Origin of the sequence: Saccharospirillum mangrovi, assembly GCF_003367315.1 — a bacterium.
In the GTDB taxonomy this organism is placed as follows: domain Bacteria; phylum Pseudomonadota; class Gammaproteobacteria; order Pseudomonadales; family Natronospirillaceae; genus Saccharospirillum; species Saccharospirillum mangrovi.
On the sequence record NZ_CP031415.1, the window covers coordinates 77,926 to 104,906 of the forward strand.

The 26,981-nt window shown below is 56.4% G+C and carries 29 protein-coding genes; 22 read left to right on the forward strand and 7 right to left on the reverse strand.

Translation table 11 applies throughout. The features are described 5' to 3' along the window. Positions 1-159: 159 nt before the first annotated feature. The 3 genes from DW349_RS00370 (at position 160) to rmf (ending at position 4,533) form a co-directional block, all read left to right on the forward strand. The gene (locus DW349_RS00370) at positions 160-2,478 is read left to right on the forward strand and encodes a Tex family protein (RefSeq protein ID WP_108125704.1); all 2,319 of its coding nucleotides are present in this window, start codon (positions 160-162) and stop codon (positions 2,476-2,478) included. 115 nt (positions 2,479-2,593) lie between these two features. Next, entirely contained in the window at positions 2,594-4,144 is a 1,551-nt protein-coding gene (gshA, locus tag DW349_RS00375; protein WP_157954352.1) for a glutamate--cysteine ligase, read from the forward strand. A 164-nt stretch (positions 4,145-4,308) separates the two neighbouring features. Next, on the forward strand, positions 4,309-4,533 hold the full coding sequence (gene rmf, locus DW349_RS00380; protein ID WP_108125706.1) for a ribosome modulation factor: 225 nt from the start codon (positions 4,309-4,311) through the stop codon (positions 4,531-4,533). A gap of 16 nt (positions 4,534-4,549) precedes the next feature. On the opposite strand, the gene DW349_RS00385 is transcribed toward rmf, so the two are convergent. Beyond that, the gene (locus tag DW349_RS00385) at positions 4,550-4,978 is read right to left on the reverse strand and encodes a flagellar basal body-associated FliL family protein (protein WP_157954353.1); all 429 of its coding nucleotides are present in this window, start codon (positions 4,976-4,978) and stop codon (positions 4,550-4,552) included. A 218-nt stretch (positions 4,979-5,196) separates the two neighbouring features. Between DW349_RS00385 and rsd the strand changes: the two genes are divergently transcribed. The 4 genes from rsd (at position 5,197) to DW349_RS00405 (ending at position 8,784) form a co-directional block, all read left to right on the forward strand. Further along, positions 5,197-5,661: a sigma D regulator gene (gene rsd / locus DW349_RS00390; protein ID WP_108125708.1), complete on the forward strand. Its 465-nt coding sequence runs from the start codon at positions 5,197-5,199 to the stop codon at positions 5,659-5,661. A gap of 90 nt (positions 5,662-5,751) precedes the next feature. Further along, positions 5,752-6,678 (forward strand): WD40 repeat domain-containing protein, encoded by a 927-nt coding sequence (locus tag DW349_RS00395; protein ID WP_108125709.1) that lies wholly within the window; start codon positions 5,752-5,754, stop codon positions 6,676-6,678. A 101-nt stretch (positions 6,679-6,779) separates the two neighbouring features. Beyond that, positions 6,780-7,526, forward strand: coding sequence for a ParA family protein (locus DW349_RS00400; RefSeq protein ID WP_108125710.1), 747 nt, complete (start codon positions 6,780-6,782; stop codon positions 7,524-7,526). A 196-nt stretch (positions 7,527-7,722) separates the two neighbouring features. After that, positions 7,723-8,784, forward strand: a complete 1,062-nt coding sequence (locus DW349_RS00405) for a histone H1-like repetitive region-containing protein (RefSeq protein ID WP_198650492.1) — start codon at positions 7,723-7,725, stop codon at positions 8,782-8,784. 27 nt (positions 8,785-8,811) lie between these two features. On the opposite strand, the gene DW349_RS00410 is transcribed toward DW349_RS00405, so the two are convergent. Further along, positions 8,812-9,249 carry a DUF2390 domain-containing protein gene (locus DW349_RS00410; RefSeq protein ID WP_108125711.1) on the reverse strand — a complete coding sequence of 146 codons (438 nt, stop codon included), beginning with the start codon at positions 9,247-9,249 and terminating at the stop codon, positions 8,812-8,814. A gap of 62 nt (positions 9,250-9,311) precedes the next feature. Here DW349_RS00410 and DW349_RS00415 point away from each other — a divergent pair, with 62 nt between their 5' ends. Further along, the gene (locus DW349_RS00415; protein WP_108125712.1) at positions 9,312-11,222 is read left to right on the forward strand and encodes an ATP-binding cassette domain-containing protein; all 1,911 of its coding nucleotides are present in this window, start codon (positions 9,312-9,314) and stop codon (positions 11,220-11,222) included. Between the two features lie 264 nt (positions 11,223-11,486). Next, complete coding sequence (locus DW349_RS00420; protein WP_108125713.1) at positions 11,487-12,071, forward strand: ATP-dependent Clp protease proteolytic subunit; 585 nt, start codon at positions 11,487-11,489, stop codon at positions 12,069-12,071. 89 nt (positions 12,072-12,160) lie between these two features. On the opposite strand, the gene rho is transcribed toward DW349_RS00420, so the two are convergent. The 3 genes from rho to hemB all read right to left on the reverse strand — a co-directional run bounded on the left by rho (position 12,161) and on the right by hemB (position 15,051). Beyond that, positions 12,161-13,417, reverse strand: coding sequence for a transcription termination factor Rho (gene rho / locus DW349_RS00425; protein ID WP_108125714.1), 1,257 nt, complete (start codon positions 13,415-13,417; stop codon positions 12,161-12,163). Between the two features lie 157 nt (positions 13,418-13,574). Further along, complete coding sequence (gene trxA / locus DW349_RS00430) at positions 13,575-13,901, reverse strand: thioredoxin TrxA (protein ID WP_108125715.1); 327 nt, start codon at positions 13,899-13,901, stop codon at positions 13,575-13,577. A gap of 151 nt (positions 13,902-14,052) precedes the next feature. Further along, the gene (hemB, locus tag DW349_RS00435; RefSeq protein WP_198650493.1) at positions 14,053-15,051 is read right to left on the reverse strand and encodes a porphobilinogen synthase; all 999 of its coding nucleotides are present in this window, start codon (positions 15,049-15,051) and stop codon (positions 14,053-14,055) included. Between the two features lie 140 nt (positions 15,052-15,191). Between hemB and ubiE the strand changes: the two genes are divergently transcribed. From ubiE to tatC, 7 genes are all read left to right on the forward strand, one after another. After that, positions 15,192-15,941, forward strand: a complete 750-nt coding sequence (gene ubiE / locus DW349_RS00440; protein WP_108125717.1) for a bifunctional demethylmenaquinone methyltransferase/2-methoxy-6-polyprenyl-1,4-benzoquinol methylase UbiE — start codon at positions 15,192-15,194, stop codon at positions 15,939-15,941. After that, positions 15,938-16,561: a ubiquinone biosynthesis accessory factor UbiJ gene (locus DW349_RS00445; RefSeq protein WP_108125718.1), complete on the forward strand. Its 624-nt coding sequence runs from the start codon at positions 15,938-15,940 to the stop codon at positions 16,559-16,561. Before ubiE ends, DW349_RS00445 begins: the two co-directional genes overlap by 4 nt. Next, the gene (gene ubiB / locus DW349_RS00450; protein WP_108125719.1) at positions 16,558-18,183 is read left to right on the forward strand and encodes a ubiquinone biosynthesis regulatory protein kinase UbiB; all 1,626 of its coding nucleotides are present in this window, start codon (positions 16,558-16,560) and stop codon (positions 18,181-18,183) included. Before DW349_RS00445 ends, ubiB begins: the two co-directional genes overlap by 4 nt. Before the next feature lie 34 nt (positions 18,184-18,217). After that, positions 18,218-18,547: a phosphoribosyl-ATP diphosphatase gene (locus tag DW349_RS00455; protein WP_108125720.1), complete on the forward strand. Its 330-nt coding sequence runs from the start codon at positions 18,218-18,220 to the stop codon at positions 18,545-18,547. A 65-nt stretch (positions 18,548-18,612) separates the two neighbouring features. Continuing rightward, positions 18,613-18,864, forward strand: a complete 252-nt coding sequence (tatA, locus tag DW349_RS00460; RefSeq protein WP_108125721.1) for a twin-arginine translocase TatA/TatE family subunit — start codon at positions 18,613-18,615, stop codon at positions 18,862-18,864. 12 nt (positions 18,865-18,876) lie between these two features. Further along, on the forward strand, positions 18,877-19,203 hold the full coding sequence (gene tatB / locus DW349_RS00465; RefSeq protein ID WP_108125722.1) for a Sec-independent protein translocase protein TatB: 327 nt from the start codon (positions 18,877-18,879) through the stop codon (positions 19,201-19,203). Further along, entirely contained in the window at positions 19,184-19,939 is a 756-nt protein-coding gene (gene tatC / locus DW349_RS00470; RefSeq protein WP_198650494.1) for a twin-arginine translocase subunit TatC, read from the forward strand. The genes tatB and tatC overlap by 20 nt, the downstream gene beginning before the upstream one ends. Positions 19,940-19,965: 26 nt before the next feature. Here tatC and DW349_RS00475 read toward each other — a convergent pair whose 3' ends face one another. After that, positions 19,966-20,232 (reverse strand): hypothetical protein, encoded by a 267-nt coding sequence (locus tag DW349_RS00475; protein WP_108125723.1) that lies wholly within the window; start codon positions 20,230-20,232, stop codon positions 19,966-19,968. A 171-nt stretch (positions 20,233-20,403) separates the two neighbouring features. On the opposite strand from DW349_RS00475, the gene DW349_RS00480 reads away from it, so the two are divergent. From DW349_RS00480 to gntR, 6 genes are all read left to right on the forward strand, one after another. Further along, positions 20,404-21,399 (forward strand): Gfo/Idh/MocA family protein, encoded by a 996-nt coding sequence (locus tag DW349_RS00480; protein ID WP_157954354.1) that lies wholly within the window; start codon positions 20,404-20,406, stop codon positions 21,397-21,399. Between the two features lie 148 nt (positions 21,400-21,547). Further along, complete coding sequence (locus DW349_RS00485) at positions 21,548-22,561, forward strand: TRAP transporter substrate-binding protein (RefSeq protein ID WP_108125725.1); 1,014 nt, start codon at positions 21,548-21,550, stop codon at positions 22,559-22,561. A 48-nt stretch (positions 22,562-22,609) separates the two neighbouring features. Beyond that, a complete protein-coding gene (locus DW349_RS00490) occupies positions 22,610-23,170 on the forward strand; it encodes a TRAP transporter small permease subunit (RefSeq protein ID WP_108125726.1) in 561 nt (186 codons plus the stop codon). After that, on the forward strand, positions 23,170-24,489 hold the full coding sequence (locus DW349_RS00495) for a TRAP transporter large permease (protein ID WP_108125727.1): 1,320 nt from the start codon (positions 23,170-23,172) through the stop codon (positions 24,487-24,489). Before DW349_RS00490 ends, DW349_RS00495 begins: the two co-directional genes overlap by 1 nt. Beyond that, entirely contained in the window at positions 24,490-25,002 is a 513-nt protein-coding gene (locus DW349_RS00500; protein ID WP_198650495.1) for a gluconokinase, read from the forward strand. 52 nt (positions 25,003-25,054) lie between these two features. Beyond that, positions 25,055-26,050, forward strand: a complete 996-nt coding sequence (gntR, locus tag DW349_RS00505; protein ID WP_108125728.1) for a gluconate operon transcriptional repressor GntR — start codon at positions 25,055-25,057, stop codon at positions 26,048-26,050. A gap of 8 nt (positions 26,051-26,058) precedes the next feature. On the opposite strand, the gene DW349_RS00510 is transcribed toward gntR, so the two are convergent. Next, entirely contained in the window at positions 26,059-26,952 is an 894-nt protein-coding gene (locus DW349_RS00510; RefSeq protein ID WP_108125729.1) for an AEC family transporter, read from the reverse strand. Positions 26,953-26,981: the final 29 nt, after the last annotated feature.

Sequence of the window (26,981 nt, forward strand, 5' to 3'; positions counted from 1 at the left end):
GGCGATTATGAGTGGCGCTAAGCGCAGCCACAACCGCGCCACCGCAGGCGTCCAGCTTTTTGTTGTTGAATCAAGGATTTAGCGCACAGTTTCCGCCTTGAAATAGCGGCCGCTTTGACTAATGATTCGCGCTCGAATTCAGCCACAGCGGAAGCGTCCATGCCGTCCATTGAAAGCCGCATTGCCACCGAACTTCAGGTCAACGAACGCCAGGTCAGCGCCGCCGTCGCGCTGCTGGATGAAGGCGCGACCGTGCCTTTTATCAGTCGTTACCGGAAGGAAGTGACCGGCGGGCTGGACGACACCCAATTGCGCACGTTGGAAGACCGCTTGCGCTACCTGCGTGAACTGGAAGACCGCCGCGCGGCCATCCTGTCGAGCATCGATGAACAGGGCAAGCTGACCGACGAACTGGCGCGCGCCATCGCCGGTGCCGACACCAAAACCGTGCTCGAAGATCTGTACCTGCCGTACAAACCCAAGCGCCGCACCAAAGGCCAGATCGCCATCGAAGCGGGTCTGGAACCGCTGGCCGACAGCCTGTTCAACGATCCGACGCTCGACCCGCAAACGGAAGCGGCGAAGTATATTGCTGCCGACAAAGGCATCGACGACACCAAAGCCGCGCTCGACGGCGCGCGCGCCATTTTGATGGAGCGCTTTGCCGAAGACGCCGTGCTGATCGGCCAGTTGCGCGACTATTTATGGCAACACGGCGAGATGCGTGCGCGTCTGGTCGAAGGCAAAGAGAACGAAGGCGCTAAGTTCCAGGACTATTTCGAACACGACGAAGCCATCAAAAAAGTACCCAGCCACCGCGCGTTGGCGATGTTTCGTGGCCGCAACGAAGGTGTACTGCAATTGTCGCTGGGCTTTCCAGGCGAAGAGCCGCGCGGCGCCAGTCAGGGCGAAGTGCTGGTGGCGGAGCGTTTTGGCATTGAAGACCAAGGCCGCGCTGCCGATGGCTGGCTGGCTGAAGTGGTGCGCTGGACCTGGCGCGTCAAACTGCTTACGCACATCGAAACCGATCTGTTTAACCGCGTGCGTGAAGACGCCGAGCAGGCCGCCATTGATGTGTTCGCCAAGAACCTGAAAGACTTGCTGCTGGCCGCACCGGCCGGCCCGAAACCGACCGTTGGACTCGATCCGGGTTTGCGTACCGGCGTCAAAGTCGCGGTGTTGGATGCGACCGGAAAAATTGTCGATCACGGTGCCATCTTCCCCAACCCGCCGCAGAACAAAACGCGCGAATCGGCGCAGGTGCTGGCCGCCTTGTGCGCCAAACATCAGATCGAGCTGATCGCCATTGGCAACGGCACCGCCAGCCGTGAGACGGAACGTTTTGTTAAAGACATGCTCAAAGACCATCCCGAACTGAAGGCGCAGGCGGTGATGGTCAATGAATCCGGGGCCTCGGTGTATTCGGCATCCGAGTTCGCCGCCAAGGAATTTCCCGATCTGGATGTGACCATTCGCGGCGCCATTTCCATCGCCCGGCGTTTGCAGGATCCGCTGGCGGAACTGGTGAAGATCGATCCGAAATCGATTGGCGTCGGCCAGTATCAACACGATGTGTCACAGGTGGCGCTGGCGCGTCAGTTGGATGCGGTGGTGGAAGACTGTGTGAACGGCGTCGGTGTTGATCTGAACACGGCGTCAGTGCCGCTGCTGAGCCGGGTATCGGGACTGAACGCAACCATCGCCGGCAACATCGTGGCGCACCGCGACGCCAACGGCGCGTTTCGCAGCCGCAAGCAATTGAAAGACGTCAGTCGCCTGGGGCCGAAAGCCTTTGAGCAGGCGGCGGGCTTCCTGAAAGTCATGGGCGGTGACGACCCGCTGGACGCCTCTTCAGTGCACCCCGAATCCTACCCGGTGGTGGAGCGCATCCTCGGCAGCGTGCACAAGAAAGTGACCGACTTGATTGGCGACGCGGCCTTTTTGCGTGGCCTCAAAGCCGAGGATTACACCGACGAAACTTTCGGTGTGCCGACGGTGACCGACATCCTGCGCGAACTGGAAAAACCGGGCCGCGACCCGCGTCCGGAATTCAAAACCGCCAACTTCCAGGACGGCGTTGAAACGCTGGCCGATCTGCGCCCGAACATGGTGCTGGAAGGCGTGGTCACCAACGTTACGCATTTTGGCGCTTTCGTTGATGTTGGCGTGCATCAGGACGGCCTGGTGCATGTTTCTGCGATGAGCCACAACTTTATTAAAGACCCGTCGGATGTCGTTAAAGCCGGCGATATCGTCAAAGTAAAGGTGATGGAAGTCGATGCGGCGCGTAAGCGCATCGGATTGTCGATGCGATTGGACGACGAAGCCGGCAGCCAGCCAGAGCGTGGCGACAACCGCAACGCCTCGGCTGGCCGTAGCGGCCAGTCACGCCGGCCGCGCCAGCCGGAACCGGCGCAGCAAACAGCTCTGGGTGCCCAGTTGCAACAGGCGCTGCAGAAAAAGGGTGGACGGCTCTGATAGGCTGAAAACCGGACATCGGCCACGCTTGGAAAGCCTCAGGCTTGGCCCCACTGACGGCGAAGATTGATGGCCGGTTCGTTGTGTGTAACCGGCCCTGACAGAGGAAACACCCTTGCCAACCCTCACCCGCCTGGGCCAACTGACCGACCTGAACCCCGCCTGGTTGAAATTCAACCGTGGCATCGAACGCGAAACGCTGCGCGCCACGCCCACTGGCGATATCGCGCAGACAGCGCACCCGGCGGGTTTGGGATCGGCACTGACGCACTCGTCCATCACCACCGATTATTCCGAGTCGTTGCTGGAATTCATCACCGGCATTCACGACCAACCCGAAGGCGCGTTGGCAGAGCTGGGTTTGTTGCATCGCTTTGCACTGACGCAACTGAATGGCGAACAACTGTGGCCGGCGTCCATGCCGACCCGTCTACCGGCTGAGACGGAGATTCCCATTGCTCAGTACGGCAGCAGCCACATCGGTCGATTGAAAACGATATACCGGCACGGCCTGTGGCACCGTTACGGTCGCATTATGCAGACCATCGCTGGCGTGCATTACAACTGGTCGATGCCGGGCGATTTCTGGGCGGACTGGGCGCAGCGCTCGGGTTGGGATGGCCCGCTGCAGGCGTTCATCAACCGCGAATATTTCAGTCTGATCCGCGGCTTCCGTCGTCATTCCTGGCTGCTGTTGTATTTGTTTGGTGCCTCGCCGGCGGCCGACCGCAGCTTTTTGCCCCAGGGCAGTAGCTGCCTGGAACCGCTGGGTGACGACACCCTTTTTGGACCCTATGCCACCAGCTTGCGGATGAGCGATCTGGGCTATTCCAACAGCGCGCAAAGCAGTCTGTACGTTTGTTTCAACAGCCTGGAAACCTACGCAGAAACCCTGTCTGAAGCGATTCACACGCCGTACCCGCGTTACGAAGCCATTGGCACCAAGGTGAACGGCGAATACCGTCAGTTGAGCACCGCTATTTTGCAGATCGAGAACGAGTACTACAGCGATTTGCGACCTAAACGCGTTGCGCACAGTGGCGAAAAACCCATCCACGCGTTGAACGAACGCGGCGTCGAATACATCGAAGTGCGTTGTCTGGATGTTGATCCGTTTACACCTTATGGCATCGACGTCGAACGCATGCGCTTTGTCGATCTGTTCTTGTTCTGGTGTCTGGTGCAGGACAACGGCCTGATTCAGCGCGACGACTGCTTCCGTTTGCGCGAGAACAACCAACGCGTCGCAGCCGCCGGGCGAGATCCAAAACTGGAATTGGTGTTTAACGGCCAGGCCGTCGGTTTGCGCGAACAAGGCCAGCGAGTATTGGATTCATTAGCCACGATGGCGGTGGAACTGGACGCCCTGGCGCCGGGTTCCGGTTATGCCGCAGCGGTCGAGGCGCAGCGATCAAAAATTCTGAATGCGGACCTGACGCCGTCGGCCCGGTTCCTGGAACAGATTCGCGCCGCCGGCTCCTATCGTCAGGCCAGTATGGCGTTGGCGGAACAACACGCCTTGTGTCGCAAAGACGATCCCAGCGATCAGGCGGGTTTCGCATCTCTGAACGAAGCGGCCAAGACCAGCCTGGCGGCCCAGCAGCGAATGGAAGCGGAAAGTGACGACGACTTCGATGGGTTTCTGAGTCGCTATTTGCGTCAATAAGCCAAAGGGCGTACTGGCTGGGGCTTACATTGTCCGGTTGAGAAGGAGTAGTATTGTGAGTTACATCACTATTTCCTGTCGGCGGCCGGACAATGGTTTTTTGGCGGCGGGCAGATACATCATCCCCAAGTCAGATGACGACCAATCCCGAGGTTTAGCAACGGATGGAGCGCACGCATTGGACGCTGGACAGCCTCAATAAAGCCTACCAACAAGGCTATATGGTAGGTCTGACTGGCCGTGGCGCCGAAGACTGTTGCTTTCAGAATGATGTGTTGGTGGCGGCCTGGGAATCCGGCTGGGACGACGGCTTTCAGAATTTTCAGCAGCGACAACGGCAACAACAGGATGCCGCCCGCCAGGAACCCAACTCCAATCGCTCTGCCTGAGTGAATGCTTTGCGGTTCAGCCCTGAACCACAATCGACGTAAACAGCACCTTGCGAATCATCGCTTCGCCTACTTCACGTTCCATCACCGCCCGCAGTCGATCCAGCAAACGTTCGCGCACCAGTTCGCGACCTTCCACACTGCGCAGCGTGGCTTCTTCTTCCTGTGCAAACTGCATGATCACGGCGTGACGGATGGAATCGGAATGGGCGTTCACTTCCAGCGCAGCGTTGTTGTTGTCCACTTCCAGCGTGACCGACAACTGAACGTATTTCAACCGATCACCCTGTCCATAGTTCAGCGTGAATTGAGGCTCCAGGGCCACGTAGTTAGGGCCAACCGGTTCGTCTTCGGCCTGAACGGTCAGACTGAACATAGACACAACAGCGACCAATACCCAGGCCGCGACCTGAAACCAACGACGATAAAAACGCAGCGAAGTCATAGCATTAACTCCTCCTGAAACACTCGACAGGGCCAACATCCTGGTCGCTTGTCGCAACGCAGTCCAGTCATTCTAGTCGCGCCAGCGCAGGCTGCCCACTGCATCATACGGGCAGTTGTCGGGTATGGGTGCCTGACCTATAGTGAGTCTTCCGGGAAAATCAGCCCAGTGGCAAACCGACGGATTGCCCTGTTGAAAGGCGCACAGTGGGGAACGGCATGCTCGAAGATTGCAAGACGGCACAGGAACGTTGGGGCGGTACGCATCAGATGATCGACCGTTGGCTCGACAACCGAAATCGCACCCTGGTGGCCTATTTCAAACTGAAAAGCGATCTGGCTGCGGACGCCCAGGTTGAGCCGCTGCAAGCCTTTTGCGAAACCTTGATGGACTATGTTTCCGCCGGCCATTTTGAAATCTACGAACAGTTGATTCGCGAAGCGCGCGAGTTTGATGACGGCGGGCTCGACCTGGCACATCAACTCTATCCTGCGCTCGAAACCACCACCGAATTCATCCTCTATTTCAACGACAAATTCGACACCGCCGAACAATGTGCCCGCCACGCTGATGACCTGGCGGCCGATCTGTCCAAGCTGGGCGAGCGCATGACCGAACGCTTTGAATTGGAAGATCGGCTGATTGAACGGCTGCACAACATTCACCGTGGGCAAGTTGCCTGAGTCGGCCGACGCGGTGGCTCCCTTCCTGTTCGTAATTGCTATGGTCGAACGATGACACTGCACGCAGTCCTCAGATGGTTGAGATGGCCCGTGGCGATCTGTGTTGCAACGGCGCTGGCCGGTTGTTGGTATCAGACACCGGAGCAGCACTGGGAAGTTGCGACTGGTGGCGCCTACAGCGGCGGCCTCAGCCACGACGGTAATCGCCTGGTGGTCGGCTCGATTCACCAAGGCGGCAGTTACTGGACAACCCGCCCACCGGCTCGCCAATTTGATTGGAATCATCAGGCCGGCAGCTACAACGAAATTCTCTACAGCCAGTTTTCGGGCGACAGCGCGGTGGCGCTGACAGCCGATTATTTCAATCTGGTCACCTGGAATACCGCTACTGGCGAATCGTTGGCGTTCTGGAATGCACCGGCGCGTATTGAAGCCATTGATCTGTCTGCCGACGGTCGGTTTGCCTTGCTGGGTTTGAACAATGGCAAGGCGGTCTTGTTCGATGCGGTGAATGGTGGTGTGTTGCGTGAGTTTTTGCACGACGGCCCGGTGCTCTCGGTGTCGTTGTCGGCAGACGCCAGCCGTGCATTAACCGGTGGCGAAGATCAGACCGCACGCCTGTGGGATGTGCGCGATAACCAATTGATTCAACGCTTTGATTTGCCCAACCAGGTAACCTTGGTTGCACTCAGTGACGATGGTCAGCGAGCATTGCTGGCCCCGGCCAGTGAAGTGGCATCGGTGTGGAATGTCTCCGTGCGCCGAAAGCTGGTGGATTTACCGACCGACAAATACCGTTTATACAGCGCACGTTTTATTGGAGCGGATCTTTTATTACTGGGTTCAACCAACCGGGATATTTTTCAATATCGGCTCAGTACCGGCGAACTAGTCGATCATTGGCGTATTGGATCGTTTTGGCAAAATGCGTTCCGCAGCGCGACAGTACTTGATATGACATGGCAGAATGACCGACTATTGGCGTTAGGTTCGGATGGATATCTGTATGCGTTCTAAATGGGATTTAGACCCCAGTCGGTCAAAAAGTATTACCGCTGTGTGCGCAGCCATAATGAATAAGTGGCTTATCGGCCAGGGAGTTAAAAGGGGTCTGATGCATGTCTGCTGATCCTTCAGAAAATCCGGAAAACGAAAACCCCGACGTTACTGAGGCTTCCCAGCCCAGTGCCCGAGTTATTTCTGCACCTCAACCCGTTCGTATTCTTGTAGCCAACGCCAAAGGCGGCAGTGGTAAAACAACGGTTGCCACCAATTTGGCGAGTCTTTTTGCCAGCCGAAATGAAACGGCGGTGCTAATCGATTACGACCCGCAGGCATCGTCGACGCAATGGCTGCAATCGCGCCAGGCCGATCAGCGGTACATTCACGGTGTGGCAGCTTATCGTCGGGCATCGACGCAAATCACCCGTTCCTGGCATTTGCGCAACATGCCGGCCGATACCTCCAAAGTTATCATCGACACACCGTCTGGTCTGACCGGTTCTTTATTGAATGAACTGGTGCGTGAATGCGACGTGGTGTTGATTCCCGTCACGCCATCGCCGATTGATATCCGCGCCACTACCGTCTTTATTAAAGACTTGCTGCTGTGCCCGGCTTACCGGTCATCGCCGCGTCGGGTAGCGGTATTGGCAAACCGGGCGCGTAAAAACACTCTGGTGTATTCCAAACTGGAGTTGTTTTTGCGCAGTTTGAAGATTCCTTTTATTGCAACGTTCCGCGATACCCAGTTTTATGTGCGGGCGTCGGAATATGGCATGGGATTGTATGACCTGGACAATGCCCAGCAAGCGGACCTGACCGATTGGCAGCAGTTGATCGAATGGATTGATAAAGACCAATAACAACAATCGAATAACGTGCGACGTTGTTTCAATAAACGACGCGCGGAAAGAGCAAAAAGAAAGTCCAAGCAAGAAAGTCAAAAGTAAGTCGAATAAAAAGCACTATATTGTTATCGAAATGAATGTCTTTGCTTGAATTTTTAATACGCCCTGACAATAGTACAGGGCATTGGGGATGAAATGAGAGGAACGACTCATGGCCGCCGCAAAAAAGAAAACAACCGCACGTAAAACAACTGCCAAACGCAAAGCAGCACCGAAGCGTAAGGCAGCCGTTAAACAAGTTATGAGCTCACCGGTTGCGTTGTTAAAAACCGAACTGGGCAAACTCGAAGCAGAGTTGGAAAAAGCACGCAGCAAGGCTGTCTCTGAAGGAGAAAAGCTGAGCGAGCAATTGAAGAAAAAACTGGCTGCTGCCAAGAAACAAATGGCATCGGCGCAGGCCAAGCGCAAAGCCGCCGCCACCCGCGCCAAGGCCAGTGCCACCAAAACCGCCAAGAGCCAATTGGCAAAAGCCGATGCAACATTGAAGGCTGCCCAGTCAGTGGTCGACACGCTGACGGTTGAGTTTGACATCGCTAAAGATCATCTCAGTGCCGCACTGGCGGAAAAGAAAGCCGCCGACGCAATCAATAAGGCCGTTGCCAAAACGCGCCAGGCCGAAGAGAAGAAACAAGCGGCTGTTGCCAAGAAAGCCGAAGCCAAGGCCACTAAAAAGACAGCGGCCAAAGCCAAGAAAGCAGCTGTGAAGAAAGCTGCTGCAGCTAAGAAAGCGGCGGCCAAGAAAACCACCGCCAAGAAGAAAACGGCTGCCAAGAAAACCACGGCTAAGAAAACAACCGCTAAGAAAAAAGTTGCAGCCAAGAAAACAGCAGCTAAGAAAACCGTTGCTAAAAAGACCGCTGCCAAAAAAACAACTGCTAAAAAGGCTGTAGCTGCCAAGAAGACGACAGCGAAAAAAGCAGCGCCGAAAAAGGCGACGGCCAAGAAGGCGGTCGCTAAAAAAGCCGCCGCTCCAAAAGCGGCACCAGCGAAACAACCGGTAGCCTCGGCTCCGAGCGCTAAACCGGCTGCACCTGTGGCGCCGAAGCCGGCCCAGCCCGTAGCGACGCCAAGTACTACCGCGTCCAGCATGCCGAAACCGGCTGAGCCGAAGCGTGAAGAAAGCCCGGCAAAACCCGTTGAAAACAAACCGCTGGTCAATACCGTGCCCTCGGGCGATGGCCGCAGTTTGTTCGATCCGAAGAAAGACGCCTAAGCCGTCAACGTTCAATAACTGCCCAGGTTATTGAGCCGATAGACCCAGCCGTTGCACCAACAGGTTCAACGCTGGGTCTTTTGTTATGTGCCATTGCTTGCAGCAGACATCCAGCATCTGCTCAGACCCGATTCCCTGGTTGTGCAGAACCAGACAGCCACTCAATAACGCCAAATCCCAGCGCTCCATTTCCAATTCCCATCGCAAGATGCCAGGACGAACGGGATTGTCCTTTGACAGTGAAAAGCGAAACCCTCGCAGGCGACGCAACAGGGTTCGGGGTCGGCCGGCATCAATGCGGCGCCAAATTGCTGGCTCAATGTTGAGCCTTTGTTGATGTGCAAAACCCAGTAAGAGCAGATCGTTTACGCCCGCGCCGAGGTGTTGCCAGTGCAGCAAGGGTTCTTTGAAGTGTGGATATTGCGCCAGTGCAAAATCCCAGAGGGCGGCTTTGTAGTCAGACATATTGTTGGGTCTGAACGCTGTGAACGCAGACAGTATCACAGAGCATTGGTAAACTCCGCGCCATGATTCAGCTTAACGAAATCGGCCTCCAGCGCGGCGGCGTCCCCCTGATTGAAGACAGCAGCGTTACCCTTTATCCGGGTGAGCGCGTGGCGGTTATTGGTGCCAATGGCAGTGGCAAATCGACTCTGTTTCAGGTTTTACAGGGCGAGCTTGTCGTCGATACCGGCGAGGTATCGATACCCGCCTCCTGGCGCATTTCCCACATGGCGCAGGAAGTCGACGCCAGTGCGCGTATGGCCCGCGACTTTGTGTTGGACGGCGATGACCGCCTGCGGGCGCTCGAAGCCGAGTTGGCATCTGCCGATGCTGCGAACGACGACCATCGCCTGGCCGATGCCCTGGGTGAACTCGATAGCTATCAAGCCTATGCCAAAGCCAGTCAGGCCGAGCAATTGCTCCTTGGTCTCGGTTTTGTACCCAGCGATTATGAGCGCCCAGTCAGCGATTTTTCCGGCGGTTGGCGGGTTCGTCTGAATCTGGCGCGTGCGCTGATGAAACCGGCGGACTTGTTGCTGTTGGACGAACCCACCAACCACCTCGACTTGCATACCTGTTACTGGCTGGAAGGTTGGTTGCGTCGCTACGACGGTACGGTGTTATTAATTTCTCACGACCGCGATTTTATAGATGGCGTGGCGACTCAAGTGTTGAGTCTGAGCCAGCGCCAGCTGACGTTGTGGCGTGGCAACTACAGCCAGTACGAACGCCAGCGCGCCGAGCAGGAACGTCTGCAACAAGCGCAATACGAAAAACAACAGGCGCGCATCGCAGAAATTCAGTCCTTCGTGGATCGTTTTAAAGCCAAGGCCAGCAAGGCCAAGCAGGCGCAAAGCCGGGTCAAGATGTTGGAGCGGATGACACTGACGGCGCCGCTGCACATCGACAACGGTTACAACTTGAGTTTGCCCTGTCACGACAAGGTGTCGGATCCGTTACTTAGCTTGAGTAGCGTCAGCCTGGGTTATGGCGACCGCACTGTGATCGAAGGTATCCGTCTCAGTTTGCACCCGGGCATGCGCGTCGGTTTGTTGGGCGTAAACGGTGCTGGTAAGTCGACTCTGGTGAAAGCCCTGGCCGGTGAGCTGCAGCCCTTGGCGGGTGAGCTGACATCTGGCCAGCATTTGCGCATTGGCTACTTTGCCCAGCATCAGTTGGAATCGCTCGACAGCCACGCCACTCCGATGGAGCACTTGAAACGTCTGGATCCCAAAGAGCGCGACCAGACGTTGCGCAATTTTGTCGGTCGTTATGGTTTTAGCGGTGATCGGGCCGATGAAGTCATTGAGCATTTTTCCGGTGGCGAAAAAGCCCGTCTGGCATTGGCGCTGATCGCCTGGCGCAAGCCCAATGTTTTGCTGTTGGACGAACCGACCAACCATTTGGATCTGGAAGTACGGGAATCGCTGAACCTTGCCCTTCAGGCTTATGAAGGTGCCGTCATTCTGGTGTCGCACGATCGTTATCTGCTGAACAATACGGCCGAGGTTTTCTGGTGGGTGAATCAAGGCCGAGTGGAAGAATACAGCGGCGATCTGGAAGATTACTTCCAGGCGCTTTTGAAACAGCCAACGCAACTGAAAGGCCGTGCCGAGGCTGCGCCCAAACCGATCGAAGTCGCCACTCCGGTTGATAAAAAACAGCAGCGCCAACAGAAAGCGGCTGAGCGTGAACGCCTCAAACCGATGAAGCGCCAATTGCAGCAGCTGGAAAAAGAACTGGAAAAGCTGCAACAACAACTTCAAGCCATTGAAAGCAGCCTCGCTGATACCGATTTATACGAAGATGCGCGCAAGGAAGAGTTGCAGTCCTTGTTGTTTGAACAGGCGACGCTGAGCCGACGCCAGCAGGATGTGGAATCCGAATGGCTGACGCTGAGCGAGGCCGTCGAGGCGGCGGAAGTATCCCCATAAAGTGTGGATAAGTTATTGGATAAGCTTGGGTCAAAAGCCTGAAATGCCGATACCAGCGCTGTTTGTAGGAATTGGTGACGCATCCATCAACTTACGAATAGTCCAATAAATCAATAGGTTATGGAGTTTTCTTCAGAGACGTTCATAACAAGATTGACTAAATGCTAACGAGAACGGCTCTGTGCATAAACTGAATTGTCAAGCATGAAAGATCGGACGGGCCACCCAGCGCTCAACCAGATCATCCAGTCTAAGGAGACGTACATGAGCGACGAGAAAAAAGACACCAAAGACAGCAAAGAGATGTTCGATCCCATCGGTGATCGTCTGATCAAAGCGCGCAAAGTGTTGATCTGTGAAGAGATCAATCAAACGATGGCCAAGCGGGTGATGGGTCAGTTGCTGGCTTTGGCTGAAGAATCGAACGACGACATCCAGCTGTTCATCAATAGCCAGGGTGGTCACGTTGAAGCAGGCGATTCCATTCACGACATCATTCAGTTCATCGAGCCGCGTGTGCAGGTTATCGGCACCGGTTGGGTCGCCAGCGCGGGCACACACATCTTCCTGGCGGCCGCTAAAGAAGATCGTTATTGCTTGCCCAACACCCGTTTCCTGATTCACCAGCCAACCGGCGGTGTTGGCGGTCAGGCCAGTGACATTGCCATTCAGGCTGAACAGATTTTGCGTATGCGTGAACGTCTGGCGCGCATCATCAGCGAAGCAACCGGCCAAAGCATCGAACAAGTGCGCAAAGACATCGAGCGCGACCGTTGGATGACCACTGATGAAGCCATTGAATACGGCATCGTCAGCAAGGTGGTTCGGTCTGGGAAGGATCTGGCTTAAAGCCGATAGATTGATTGCCCAATAAAAAAACCCGGCTAATGCCGGGTTTTTTATGATTGTAAATCGCGGAGGGAGAAGCCCGGCGCGATTTACCCTTTCATTGACTTAAAGAACTCGTCGTTGGTCTTGGTCTGCTTGAGCTTGTTGATCAGGAAGTCGATGGCGGCGACGTCTTCCATTTCCGCCAGCAGCTTGCGCAGAATCCACATGCGTTGCAGTTCGTCCTGATTGGTCAGCAGTTCTTCGCGACGGGTACCGGAACGGCGCACGTTGATGGCCGGGAAGATGCGCTTCTCGGCAATCTTGCGATCCAGATGCACTTCCATGTTGCCGGTGCCTTTGAATTCTTCGTAGATCACTTCGTCCATCTTGGAGCCGGTATCAATCAGCGCCGTTGCCATGATGGTCAGTGAACCGCCTTCTTCGATGTTACGTGCCGCACCGAAGAAACGTTTCGGACGTTCCAGCGCGTGTGCATCGACACCACCGGTCAGCACCTTGCCGGAACTCGGTACGATGGTGTTGTAAGCGCGCGCCAGACGGGTAATGGAGTCGAGCAGAATCACCACGTCCTGTTTGTGTTCAACCAGGCGCTTGGCTTTTTCGATCACCATTTCAGCGACCTGAACGTGACGCGCCGGCGGCTCATCGAAGGTTGAAGCAATGACTTCACCACGCACCGAGCGCTGCATGTCGGTCACTTCTTCCGGGCGTTCGTCGATCAGCAGAACGATCAGATGTGTTTCCGGGTTGTTGCGGGTAATGGCCTGTGCCACATGCTGCAACATTAAGGTTTTACCGGCCTTGGGCGGTGACACGATCAGACCGCGCTGGCCTTTACCGATCGGCGACACCAGATCGAGAATCCGGCCGGACAAATCTTCGGTCGAGCCGTTGCCGGATTCCAGCAACAGTCGCTCTTGCGGGAACAGCGGCGTCAGGTTTTCGAACAGGACTTTGTTACGGCCACTTTCCAGCGGTTCGTAATTGATTTTGTCGACTTTCAACAGCGCAAAATACCGTTCGCCTTCTTTGGGCGGGCGAATCTTGCCGGAGATGGTATCGCCGGTGCGCAGGTTGAAACGACGAATCTGGCTGGGTGAGACGTAAATGTCGTCCGGGCCAGCCAGATAGGAAGCGGTTGCCGATCGCAAGAAGCCAAAGCCGTCTTGCAGGATTTCCAACACACCATCACCCCAGATGTCTTCACCGCCTTTGGCGTGACGTTTGAGAATGGTGAAAATCAGATCTTGCTTACGCGAACGGTTCAGGTTTTCCAGGCCCATGTCCTTGGCAATTTCCAGGAGCTCAGGCACTGGTTTGGTTTTTAAGTCACTCAGATTCATAGGATTAGCGGTTTTGAATTTATTGGGATGATGAGCGGGCGGGGTGCCCAGAGACGTGGTTGAGAAGCGTTGGAACTCGGAATCAAAGACACTATAGGGGGTGCATTTTTCCCTGTCCAGAAAAGATTCGGGCCGGATTTACCGGCCCGGAACAGCGTCACAGATTGCCTTGAATAAACTCAATCAGCTGGGTTTTGGACAGTGCACCCACCTTGGTGGCGACCACTTCACCGCCGCGGAACATCATCAGCGTCGGGATGCCGCGGATGCCGAATTTGGGCGGGGTGTTGGGGTTGTCGTCAATGTTCAGCTTGGCAACTTGCAACTGATCGGCGTACTCATCGGCCACTTCTTCCAATACCGGGGCGATCATCTTGCACGGACCACACCATTCGGCCCAGTAATCCACCAGAATAGGCTTGTCGCTGCCCAGTACGTCACTTTCGAAGCTATCGTCGGTTACGTTTTTGATCTGTTCGCTCATTAGGCTCTTTGCTCGGTTAAATGAAATCGATCCTGGCCAGCCTAAGGCTCAGTGCGGTCTTAGCGTCGGGACTTTGGGCTGGTGGTATGACCAGGGCATCAGAACGAGGCCCCTCAGGATGCGCTTAACATGAACGCTTAAGCGTCGCTTTTCAAGTGCGTTTTGTCAGCAAACGGGCGGCATCGACGGCGAAATAGGTGAGAATGCCGTCCGCGCCGGCACGTTTGAACGCCATCAGGCTTTCCAGCATAACGCTGTCTTTGTCCAGCCAGCCCTGCGCAAAGGCGGCCTGGTGCATGGCGTATTCTCCACTGACTTGATAGGCGAAGGTCGGCACCCGGAACTCGTCTTTGACGCGCCGAACGATGTCCAGATACGGCATGCCGGGCTTTACCATCACCATATCCGCGCCTTCTTCCAGGTCCATGGCGATTTCGTGCAGCGCTTCATCGCTGTTGGCCGGGTCCATCTGGTAAGTCGATTTGTTGCCTTTGCCGAGGTTGGCGGCGGAGCCGACGGCATCGCGGAACGGGCCGTAATAGTTGGATGCGTATTTGGCCGAATACGCCATGATTTGCGTGTTATGGAACGCTTCGTCCTCCAGCGCCTCACGCATGGCACCAATGCGACCGTCCATCATGTCACTCGGTGCAACCACATCCGCGCCGGCTTCGGCGTGAGACAGCGTTTGTCGAACCAATGTCTGTACCGTGACGTCGTTCATTACATAGCCGCTGCCATCAATGATGCCGTCCTGACCATGAGTGGTGAACGGATCGAGCGCTACGTCGGTCATCACGCCCAGTTCCGGGTAGGCGGCTTTTAATGCGCGCGTTGCGCGTTGCGCCAGGCCATCAGGATTGTAGGCCTCGGTCGCATCCAGTGACTTCTTCTGCGCCGGCACCACTGGAAACAGCGCTACCATGGGAATGCCCAAGGCTACCCACTCTTTGGCGGCTTCGACCAACAGATCAATCGACAGGCGTTCCACGCCCGGCATGGAGGGTACCGCTTCGCGCTGTTGCTCGCCTTCGAGCACAAACACCGGGTAAATCAGATCATCGACGGTTAACTGGTGTTCCCTTACCAGACGTCGGGAAAAGTCGTGGGCACGTAAACGGCGCAGACGGGTTTGAGGGTAATGACGCATTCGCGGTGAACTCCTGAATCGATGAACGATGGCTGGGTGCATTATCCGGGCGCACGCCACGCTTTCCAAGTTGGCGCGGTCGCTCCTTGCCAGTGAAGTCGTTACAATGCGGCCTGCCCTGTTACCGCTGCGGAGTTCGGATGGCCGACAAAGACACCACCCATTTCGGTTACCAAGAAGTCGCCACCGGCGATAAACAAAAGAAAGTTGCCGAAGTGTTCCATTCGGTCGCCAGCAAATACGACCTGATGAACGATCTGATGTCGTTCGGTATTCATCGTTTGTGGAAGCGTTACACCATTGAATTGTCGGGTGTGCGCGCCGGCAATTCGGTGTTGGACATCGCCGGCGGCACCGGCGATCTGAGTTACGCTTTCGCCCGCCGCGTTGGTCCGGAAGGCCAGGTGGTGTTGGCGGACATCAACGAGTCCATGCTCAAAGTTGGCCGCGACCGGTTGGCTGATCGCGGCATCGCGGGCAATCTGGAAACTGTTCAGGCCAATGCCGAATCGCTGCCGTTTGACGACAATCGTTTCGATGTCGTCAGCATTGCCTTCGGTTTGCGTAACGTCACTCACAAAGAAAAAGCGCTGGCGGAAATGCAACGGGTGCTGAAACCCGGCGGTCGTTTGCTGGTGTTGGAATTCTCCAAGCCGCGTAACGATTTACTCAGCCGCGCTTACGACTTTTATTCGTTCCAGGCGCTGCCGCGCATGGGCAGTCTGGTGACCGGCGATGCCGACAGCTATCGCTATCTGGCCGAATCCATCCGCATGCACCCGGATCAGGAAACCCTGAAAGCCATGATGAGCGATGCTGGCTTCGAGCGCGTGCAGTACCACAATTTGACCGGCGGTATCGTGGCGTTGCACCGGGGCGTCAAACCATGAGTCTGCTGGCGTTGCCGATCCAACGTCTGATCAACGAAGCGCTGCGTTACGACGCCAACGCTCAGCGCCGGTTGTCGGAATTGGCCGGGCAGAGCCTGGTGTTGGTGACGCGCGAGCCGAGCCTGACATTGGCACTGTCGATTGAGTCCGGCGGCGATATTCAGGTCGTCTTCGCCGAACCGGAAACCGTTAACGCCCGCGTCAGTGGCCGGGCGACCGATTTGTTCGCGGTGATGCGCGCCAGTGATCGCACCCAGGCCATGATGGCGCACCAGATCGACATCCAGGGCGACACCCGTACCTTTTTCACCATCCAGTCCATCCTGTCGGAACTCGACATCGACTGGGAACTGGCGCTGGGCGATAAAGTCGGCGACTTGCCAGCGCATTGGCTGGCCGAAGGCCTGCGCGGGCTGGCGAGTTGGGCGCACGTCCAAGGCCGTTCCACCGAGCGCACGCTGCGTAACTATTTGCGTGAAGAAAGCGGTGCGCTGGTGCCGAATTCACTCTGGCAGGCGCACAGCCAGGCAGTGCACGACACCCGTTTGGCCGCCGATCGACTGGCCGCCCGGCTCGAGCGTTTGAGCCAACGCCTGAACACGGAGGCGAACCGCGCTTGACCTTTCTGCGTCTGATCCGCATTGCCTGGGTGTTGAGCCGATACCGGCTCGACACCCTATTGCGTTACCAACAAGTGCCCTGGCCGATTCGAGTCGCACAGTGGTTTTTCCCATTGCGCTGGATGATTCCGGCGCGCGGCAACGAAGGCTATCGGCTGCGCCGGGCACTGGAAACACTCGGGCCAGTATTCGTTAAATTCGGTCAGATTCTGTCGACCCGGCGCGATCTTTTACCCGCCGAAATGGCGACTGAGCTGGCCTACTTGCAGGATCGGGTGCCGTCCTTTTCCAGCAAAAAAGCCCGCGCTTTAATTGAAGAAGCGTTGGGTGGAAACATTGAAACGCTGTTTGCCGAATTCGACGACCATCCGTTGGCGTCGGCATCGATTGCCCAAGTGCACAGCGCCCGTTTGCCGAATGGCGAAGCGGTGGTGGTCAAGGTGATTCGGCCGGGCATCCGCAGTGGCATCGTTAAAGACGTCCGCCTGATGGAAGTCATGGCCTGGCTGGTCAACATGCTGCCGGACGGCCACCGCTTGAGGCCGCTGGATGTGGTCGAGGATTTCCGCAAAACCATCCTCGATGAATTGGATCTGCTGCGCGAAGCATCAAATCTGGCGACCTTTAAACGTAATTTTGCCGACTCCGAACTGCTCTACATCCCCTGGGTTCATTGGGAATACACGCGCCGCAATGTACTGGTGATGGAGCGCATCAACGGCATTGGCGTATCGAGCGTTGACGAACTGAACGCCATTGGTGTCGACATGAAAATCCTCGCCGAACGCGGCGTGGAAATCTTTTTCACCCAGGTGTTTCGCGATTCGTTTTTCCACGCCGACATGCACCCGGGCAACATTTTCGTCAGTCGCGACAACCCACAATCGCCACAGTACATCGGCATCGATTGCGGCATCGTTGGTTCGTTATCGCGCGAAGACCAAAGTTACCTGGCGCAAAATCTGCTCGCCTTTTTTAATCGCGATTACTACCGCGTCGCCGAACTGCACGTCGAGTCTGGCTGGGTGCCGGCCAACACCCGGGTCAACGAATTCGAAGCGGCCATTCGCGCGGTGTGCGAACCGATTTTTGAAAAACCGCTGGCGGAAATTTCTTTTGGTTTATTGCTGGTGCGCCTGTTTCAAACGGCGCAACGCTTCGACATGCACGTCCAGCCGCAATTGGTGCTGTTGCAAAAGACGCTGCTCAACGTCGAAGGCCTGGGCCGGCAGCTGTATCCGCAGTTGGATTTGTGGGCGACGGCCAAGCCGTTCCTGGAAAAATGGATGCGCGATCAGGTCGGTCCCAAGCGGTTGCTGAAAGCCATTCAACAGCACGGGCCAGGTTGGTTGGCAAAGGCACCGCAAATGCCGGATCTGGTGCACGATACCCTGTTGAATTTGCGTCAGATCGGCCAGATTGAACAGCGTGTGCAACAGCGGCTGGCGGATTTACAGATCAGCCAGCAACGCGCCAACCGCAAGCTGACACGCCGTCTGCTGGCGACAGTTTTGTTACTCTTTGTCATCTGGACCGGCGATCCGGGTGCCTGGCTACTCAGCCTGTCGCCCCGGCAGTGGGCCGGTTTAGGCGTCGGCGCGTTCTTGCTGCTGTGGCCCTAAGGCCGACATAATTCGTTAACCGCGGTGTCATACTATGGATGTTTTGCAACAATTGGCCGCTACGCTGGAAGCGCGCAAGAACGCTACGGCGGATGAATCCTACGTGGCTTCGTTATACGCTAAGGGCCTGGACAAGATCCTCGAAAAGGTCGGCGAAGAAGCCGTCGAGACCATCCTCGCCGCCAAGAACGTCAAGGCGGGCAGCGATCCGGCAGACCGAGTCATCAGTGAAACCGCCGACCTGTGGTTTCACAGTCTGGTGATGCTGGCCGATTTGGGATTGGGCCCAGACGCTGTTCTGGACGAATTGAGTCGCCGCTTTGGCCTGTCCGGCCACGACGAAAAAGCCGCCCGTTCCGATTAAGGGCGATACGAATCCTGCGTTTAGGCAACGCTGCCTGAACGCCTAAATACCGAGTGAGGTGCAAGATGGGTTTTGGTGGAATTTCCATTTGGCAATTACTGATCGTGTTGGCCATCGTTGTGCTGATTTTCGGCACTAAACGCCTGAAAGGTTTGGGTGGCGATGTCGGTGGTGCCATTAAGTCGTTCAAATCTGCAATGAATGAAGACGACAAAACCGACGACACCAAAGGTCTGGAAGAGAAATCCAAGGACGCCCAGTTCTCGGAAACCGCTTCCGCCGAAGCCAAACAGGATAGCGACAAGAGCGCTCACTGAGAGGCCTGACCGATGTTCGACATGGGCTTCAGCGAGCTGTTGCTGATCGCCATCATTGGCTTGGTGGTGATCGGCCCGGAACGTTTGCCGGGCGTGGCTCGTACACTTGGCCGTCAGGTGGGTAACCTGCGCCGCTTCATGCGTTCGCTGCAAACCCAGCTCGAACAGGAAGTGAAGCTGGATGAACTGAATCGGAAGATCATGGCCGAAACCCGCGGCCAGACGTTCCGCAATAACGACGAACCCGACATCGGTGGTAACGCTGCCGCTTCGTCGCCCGCTCAGCAAGAGTCGCAACCGACTCCCTCAGGCAGTCACGATGAGTCAGCAAAACCCTAACGATTCCGCCATGCCGCTGGTGGCGCATTTAAAAGAATTGCGCGACCGCATGATCCGTTCGTTGCTGGTGGTGTTTGTCGTCTTTCTGGGGCTGTATTTCCTGGCGGGCGATCTGTACATGATTCTGGTCCGGCCGCTGCAAGTTCTGTTGCCCGAAGGTGGGCAACTCATCGCTACCGGCGTTGCTTCGCCGTTTTTCGTGCCGTTGAAATTGACCATCGTGCTGGCGATTTTCATCGCCGTGCCGTATTTGCTGCATCAGATCTGGGGCTTTATTGCACCGGCCTTGTACAAGCACGAACGCATGGTGGCGGTGCCGTTGTTTATCTCCAGTGTCTTCCTGTTTTACGCCGGCGTGGCCTTTGTTTATTTCGTCGTGTTGCCGCTGGTGTTTGGCTTCTTTACTTCCGTCGGGCCGCAAGACATCAACCTGATGCCGGACATCGGCAACGTGCTCGATTTCTGTCTGAAATTATTCTTCGCCTTTGGCGTGGCCTTCGAAATTCCCATCGCGACTTTTTTGCTGGTGCGGGCGGGCTTGGCCTCGGTGGAATCACTCAGCAAGAAGCGGCCGTATGTCTTCGTTGGCTGCTTTGTGATTGGCATGCTGGTGACACCGCCGGACGTGATTTCTCAATCCATTCTGGCGGTGCCGATGTGGCTGCTGTTTGAGTTGGGATTGCTGTTCAGTCGCTTCATTCCCAAAAAGCAGGACGCTTTGGCCGAAGCGGACTGAGATCGTCGCTGACATTAAAACAACACTCAGCGATGGTCGTCACGATCAATGATTTCGCCTTCAATCACATTGCCCTGTTGCGACGAGTTTGGCCGTTGCTGTTGCGTATAAAAACGGCGGAAACGGCTGGCGAATAACGGGCGACCGGTCAGCCGCAATTTGATGGCGTTTATCGCTGCCAGACCAATACCGATGGCGAGCGCCGCCAGAAAAACAAACAAGCCAATCCAGAATAAAAAGACCAGAACGGCCAGGCCGATAATGGTGGCAAGTAAGCGTTTGAGAGGAGACATGGTTAACGTGCCTGTCCTTGATTGAATGAAGAATACCGCTTGCGAGCCCTCGGTATCCGAGTCAGTTAGGTCAATGGGGCTAGCCTGACACAATGCAATTGACCGATGCCAGCCAGAGGTCATCATTTGCGCCCTCTTGACGGCGCACTGACAAAAACAACGGAGCGACTTATGGCGTCCACTTCTATCCGCTGGGGCATTATTGGCGCCGGCATCATCGCCCATAAACTGGCGCAAGCCGTGCAGGAAGACACCGACAGCGAACTGGTTGCCGTGGCCTCACGCACGCCGGAAAAAGCGGCCGCCTTTGCCGCCGAATTCAACATCGACGCCTGCGATTACGAGACCTTAGTCAGCCGTGCCGACATCGACGTTGTCTACATCGCCACCACGCACAACTTCCATCACGACAACGCCCGTCTGGCGCTGGAGCACAACAAATCGGTGTTGGTGGAAAAGCCGTTTACCGTCAACGCCGACCAGGCAAGTGCCTTAATCGAGCTGGCGCGGGCGCGCGGTGTTTTTCTGATGGAGGCGATCTGGACGCGGTTTTTACCAGCCCAGGTCAATTTGAAAACCCAACTGGATAACGGCCTGATCGGCGACGTTCGCCACCTGACGTTTAGCTTTGGCGCCTTTGTACCGCCGCATTATGAAAAGCGGTTAAAAGATCCCAATCTGGCTGGCGGTGTCACGCTCGATATGGGTATTTACCCGCTGACCTTCGCCAACTTCCTGCTTGGTGAACGGCCGGAAACGGTGAAATCGATGGCGGAATTTGGTGCCACCGGCGTCGATGAATTGGCGATGTATCTGCTGCGCTATCCGTCTGGCGCAACGGCCAGCATCAGCACCAGTTGCAGTTTGAAAATGAAACCCGAAGCGACGATTTACGGCACCCAGGGCTACGTCGAATACCCCGGTTTTCAGCAAGGCAACCGTTTTGTGCATCACCGGCACGATGGCAGTAACGAGGTGTTGTCGAGCCAGCCGTTTGAATACAGTCACCATGCCAATGGCTTTGTGTATCAGGTCGCCGAAGTCGTTGGTTGCCTGCGTGCAGGGCAATTGGAAAGCGCGGTGATTCCACTGGAAGAAACCCGGTCCATGATGCAATTGATGGACGGCATGCGCGCCGAGTGGGACTTCCGTTATCCCTTTGAATAACCGAACACGGCGGTTGTGCGTGGCCGATACGCCACGCTTGCCAAGCTAAAACAGACGCAGTAGAGTGCGCCGTGTTACCAGTAACACACTTTATTGTGTTACCGGTAACAAACCAACAAAAACAACAGAGAAAAGACAGGAGATACCCATGCACGCTTCCCTCAAGTGGGCAGCCGGCCTGGCGTTTATCGCTGCCGGCACGCAGGCTCTCGCCGCTGACTACCGTTTTCAATTTCAATCGTCCGACCCGTCCGGGGTCCGTAATTTCGAAATCAAACAGGAATGGGCTGAGCGCGTCGAAGCCATGACCGGTGGTCGCGTTGAAATCGAAATTCTGCCCGTCAACTCAATCGTCAGTCACACCGAAACGCTGGATGCCATTGAGTCTGGCATTCTCGACGGTCACATTTCGGTGACCGGCTATTTTTCCGGCAAAGACCCGGCCTTCGGCCTGATCGGCAACACCGTTGGTGCCTGGTCCAATCCCGATCAATTGATCGACTACATCTACTACGGCGGCGGCTATGAATTGATGAACGAGCTGTACGAACCGTACGGCGTCAAATTCGTCGGTGGTGGTGCGACGGGTCTGGAAGCCTTCGTTTCCAAAGTACCTTTGGATGGCGTCGATGACTTGCGCGGCCTGAAATTGCGCGCGCCGGAAGGTTTGGTTCAGGCCGTCTTTGCTGCCGCTGGTGCGGCGCCGGTTAACCTGCCGGGTTCTGAGGTGTACACCGCGCTGAGCAAAGGCGTCATCGACGCTGCCGACAACACCGTGTTTTCCACCAATCACGCTCAGGGCATGCACGAGATTGCGCCGCATCCGGTGTATCCGGGTTTCCACTCGCTGCCGTTGTTGGAAGTGGCAATGAACCTGGATGAATGGAACGAATTGCCGGCCGATATTCAGGCGATTTTTACTGTCTCGGTGCGTGATTTTGCCAATGACATCAGCACTCAGTTGGCGATGGCCGACATCGATGCGGTGAAAGAAGCACGCGAAGATCCCGACATCACCATTCACGATTGGTCCGCCGAAGAGCGCATGAAATTCCGCGCCATTGCCCGGACCCAGTGGGAAGAGTTTGCCGAAGCGTCGCCCAATGCGCAGCGCGTGTATGACTCGATCACTGCCTTCCTGGAATCCCAAGGACTGCTGTAAATCGAACCTTGCCATCCCCGGCAATCGCCGGGGTCGGAGTCTGTTTTCATGAATGCAGAAATCATAACCGTCGGGCGCGATGCGGAAGACGACGCCGATCTGGCGTCGTCCTGGCTCGACCGTGCCATCGTCTGGTTGGGTAAAAAACTCAGCCTGATTTTTGCCGGTGTTGCCTTGATTGGCGGTTACGAAGTGGTGTGTCGGTACGTCTTTAATTCACCCACCATTTGGGTGCATGAAACCTCGACGTTTTTTGGCGCGGCGCTGTTTATTTTCGGCGGTCTCTACGCCTTTGCCACCGACAAGCACGTACGGGTGGTGTTGATCTACGACTTGTTGTCTGAACGCGGCCGCTGCCTGCTGCGATTGACGCACCATCTATTCGGTTTGGGTTTCTGCGCCATGATGCTGTACGCCTCGTCGATCATGGCAAGAAAGGCCGTGTTCGCACCCTGGGGTGCGTTCCGTTTGGAGACTTCAGGTTCCGCCTGGAATCCGCCGTTTCCGGCGTTGCTGAAGGTGATGGTGTTGTTGGCCATCGTCGTTCTGACGGTGCAATACCTGCTGCATTTGCTGCGTGATGTGCGCCAATTGTTGGGGAAAGTCTGATGTTTGAACTCTCTGCAATGGGCATCGGCTACGCCAGTTTGTTGATGCTGGCGCTGATGATTGCGCTGCTGCTGACCGGTATGCAGCTGGCCTTTGTGACGGGCTTTGTCGCGCTGATTTTTGCGCTCGGTTGGTTTGGCCCGGGTGCGCTGGGCATTGTCAGCAGTCGTCTGTTCAGCTTTATCGGCAGCTATGTGTTTTTGGCGGTGCCGATGTTCGTGTTGATGGCGGCGTTGCTTGATCACTCCGGCATCGCGCGTGATTTATTCGACGCCATGAACCGACTCGGTCGAAAAATTCGCGGCGGTGTCGCCATTCAGACCTTGGTCGTGGCGGTCATTCTGGCGTCGATGTCGGGTGTGATCGGTGGCGAAACGGTGCTGTTGGGATTGCTGGCACTGCCACAGATGTTGCGGCTGGGTTACGACCGTCGACTGGCAATTGGCACCACCTGCGCCGGCGGTGCCTTGGGCACCATGTTGCCGCCGAGCATCGTACTGATCATCTATGGTTTGACGGCCAACGTCTCCATTGGCGATCTGTTCAAAGGCGCGTTTTTGCCCGCCTTTATTCTGGCGTTTTTGTATATGGCGTATGTCTTGATTCGCGCTTATTTGAATCCGGCATTGGCGCCTTTGCCGTCGGATCATCCAAACGAAAACGAAACACCGGCGCCCAATTTTTTCAAAGCCTTGTTGTTTCCGATGCTGTCGGTGGCGGTGGTTCTGGGATCCATTTACACCGGGGTGGCGTCGGTCACCGAAGCGTCGGCTTTGGGTGTGCTCGGCATTACGCTCAGTACCTGGGTTCGCGGTGAACTCAGTTACGCCATGATTCGCGCCGCCTGCATCACCACGCTGCGCACCTGCGGCATGATCATCTGGATCGGTATCGGCGCGACCGCCTTGGTGGGTGTGTACAACCTGATGGGCGGCATTAATTTCGTACGCGAAACGGTGTTGGCGGTCAGCGGCGGTAACGGCCTGGCGACGATACTGTTCATGATGGCGATTTTGCTGGTGCTCGGCATGTTTCTGGATTGGGTGGGCGTGGCGCTGCTGACCATGCCGATCTTCGTGCCGATCATCAATGAACTCGGCTACAGCCCAATCTGGTTCGGTGTGTTGTTCTGCATGAACATGCAGGTGTCGTTTTTGTCACCACCGTTCGGGCCGGCGGCGTTTTATCTGAAAACGGTGGCACCGAAAGACATCTCTCTGGGCGAAATTTTCCGCTCGCTATTGCCCTTTATTGGTCTGCAGATTGTGGCACTTGGTTTGTTGATCGCGTTTCCGCAACTGGCCTTGTGGTGGCAATAAATGGTGCAGTTCGGAGCGGGCAAATCGATTGTCGTGATGGGTGTATCCGGGTGCGGGAAAAGCCTGATCGGGCAACGGCTGGCGAATGAATTGGCGTTACCGTTTTTTGATGCCGATGATTTTCACAGCCCGGCCAATGTCGCCAAAATGGCCGGTGGCGTGCCACTGACGGACGCCGATCGTGCCGATTGGCTGGACGCCCTGGCATCGCTTCTTAAAACCGGTGCGCCGCTGGTGCTGGCCTGTTCGGCGTTACGCAAGCGCTATCGCGATCGTTTGCGGTTGGCGGATCCAAATCTGGTGTTTGTGCATTTGGACGGCGACATCGACACTATTTGGGCGCGGCTGTCGCAGCGGCGCGATCATTACTTCACCGGGCGCGACATGCTGGAAAGCCAGTTCGCCCAACTGGAGCGGCCGGGTGCAGACGAAGCCATTCGTATAGACATCGACCGCCCTGCCGACGCCGTTCTGGCCGCTTGCCTGGCGGCGATTGTTCCAGGCCGCGCTTAGCGAAGGCCTGGTGTAAGATGGGGCGGTTTGTTCAGGCCGTTAACGGAACTTCGTGAAAAAACGACGCCCCACCCTTCAAGACATTGCCGATCAGGTCGGTGCTACCAAGATGACCGTCAGCCGTTGTCTGCGCGACCCGCAGACGGTCTCCGAAGCGCTGCGCGAACGCATTTTCGAAGCGGTCGAAACGCTCGGCTACATTCCCAATCGCGGCCCGGATATTTTGTCGAAAGCGACCAGTCGCGCCATTGGCGTGTTGCTGCCGTCGCTGACCAACCAGGTGTTCGCCGATGTACTTAAAGGCATCGAAGCAGTAACCGAACCGGCCGGCTATCACCTGATGCTGGCGCATTACGGTTACAGCCCGGAATTGGAAGAAAGCGCGCTGGCGTCGTTGCTGTCGTACAACATCGACGCCGTGGTGCTGTCGGAAAGCCAGCACACCGATCGCACTTTGCGCATGCTGGAAACCGCGGGCGTACCGACAGTGGAATTGATGGACACGCGCAGCCCGCCGATTCATCAAGCCGTCGGTTTCGACAACGTCACAGCTGCGCGCGCCATGGTCGAAGCGATGATTGAGCGCGGCCGGCGACACATTCTGTATCTGGCGGTTCGGCTGGATGCCCGTACTTTGCAGCGCGAAGAAGGCTACAACCAGGCGATGCAGGCCGCGGGGTTGGAAGCCATCACTTTGCGTCGCGCGGAGCGTTCGTCATACAGCGTCGGTGCGACCTTGCTTGAAGAAGTGCTGCAACAATACCCGGATGCCGACGGTTTATTTTGCACCAACGACGACGTCGCCATCGGCGCCTATTTCGAGTGCGTGCGTCGCGGCATAGACGTACCCGATCAATTGGCGATTGCCGGTTTCCACGGCCACGACGTCGGCCAGGTGATGGCGCCCAAACTCGCCAGTGTGGTAACGCCACGGGAAACCATGGGCACACGTGCCGCCCAGGTGTTGTTAGCGCGGTTGCGCGGTGAAACGGTGACAGACAGGGTGATTGATCTGGGCTACCGCATCGAAACCGGCGGCACGCTGTAAGCAGCGCACTAATTAAAGACCGGCGCCCACTGCATCAACGCCATCACCGTTAGTAATGAAAGCGGAATGCTGACCAAGGTGACAGCCGCGATGTCGTCTTTCGGGCCGTCGTAATGACTCGCCAGGATGTAGCTGATCACCGCGACCGGCATGCTGGCCTGAATCAACAGCGTTTGCGCGACCAGTGGCGACAACGGCCACAGCGACAACACCAGCATCGCCGCGCTGACACCTAACGCCACCCGCCCTGCCGACAATCCTACGATCCGACCCAGCCGCCGCCATTCGCGCAAATCGATCTCCGCCAGCGAACGACCGAGCAGCAACAGCATCACCGGAATGGTCATGCCCGCCAGCAAATCCAGGGTGCGGGTGACGGCGATGGGCGTTTCCAGGCCGGTGGCGTGCCAGGCAACGCCTGCGATCAACGCCAGTATCGAGGCGTTGGTGAGCACTGACTTCAATGTAAACCGCCCGGACAGCAGCCAGACACCGAGGGTAAAATGGCTGATCTGGACGACGGTGGAAATGACCACGGCGTGCACCAGGGCGTCTTGTCCCAACAGGGCAAACACCAGCGGAATGCCCAGATTGCCGGTATTGGGATTGACCAGCATCGACAGGTAACCGCGTACCGCCAGGCCACAGAGTTTTAACGCCACCGCACCCAGAAACGCCGACACCAGTAGCACCAGCACGATCGCCACCAAGGTATCTGAAACCTGTGTCAGTGGCGTCTTCATTCCTAACAATGCAGAGAGGATCAGTGCGGGCAGGCCCAGTTGGGTGACCAATTGCGACAGCCCCGGCGCCGACAGTAATGTCGTGCGTTTTGCCAGTGTCCATCCGAGCAGGGCACAAAAAACGACGGGAAAGAGAGCGTTCAGGTAGGTGATGATCACAACGGGCTCACTGGAAAAAAACATCAGTA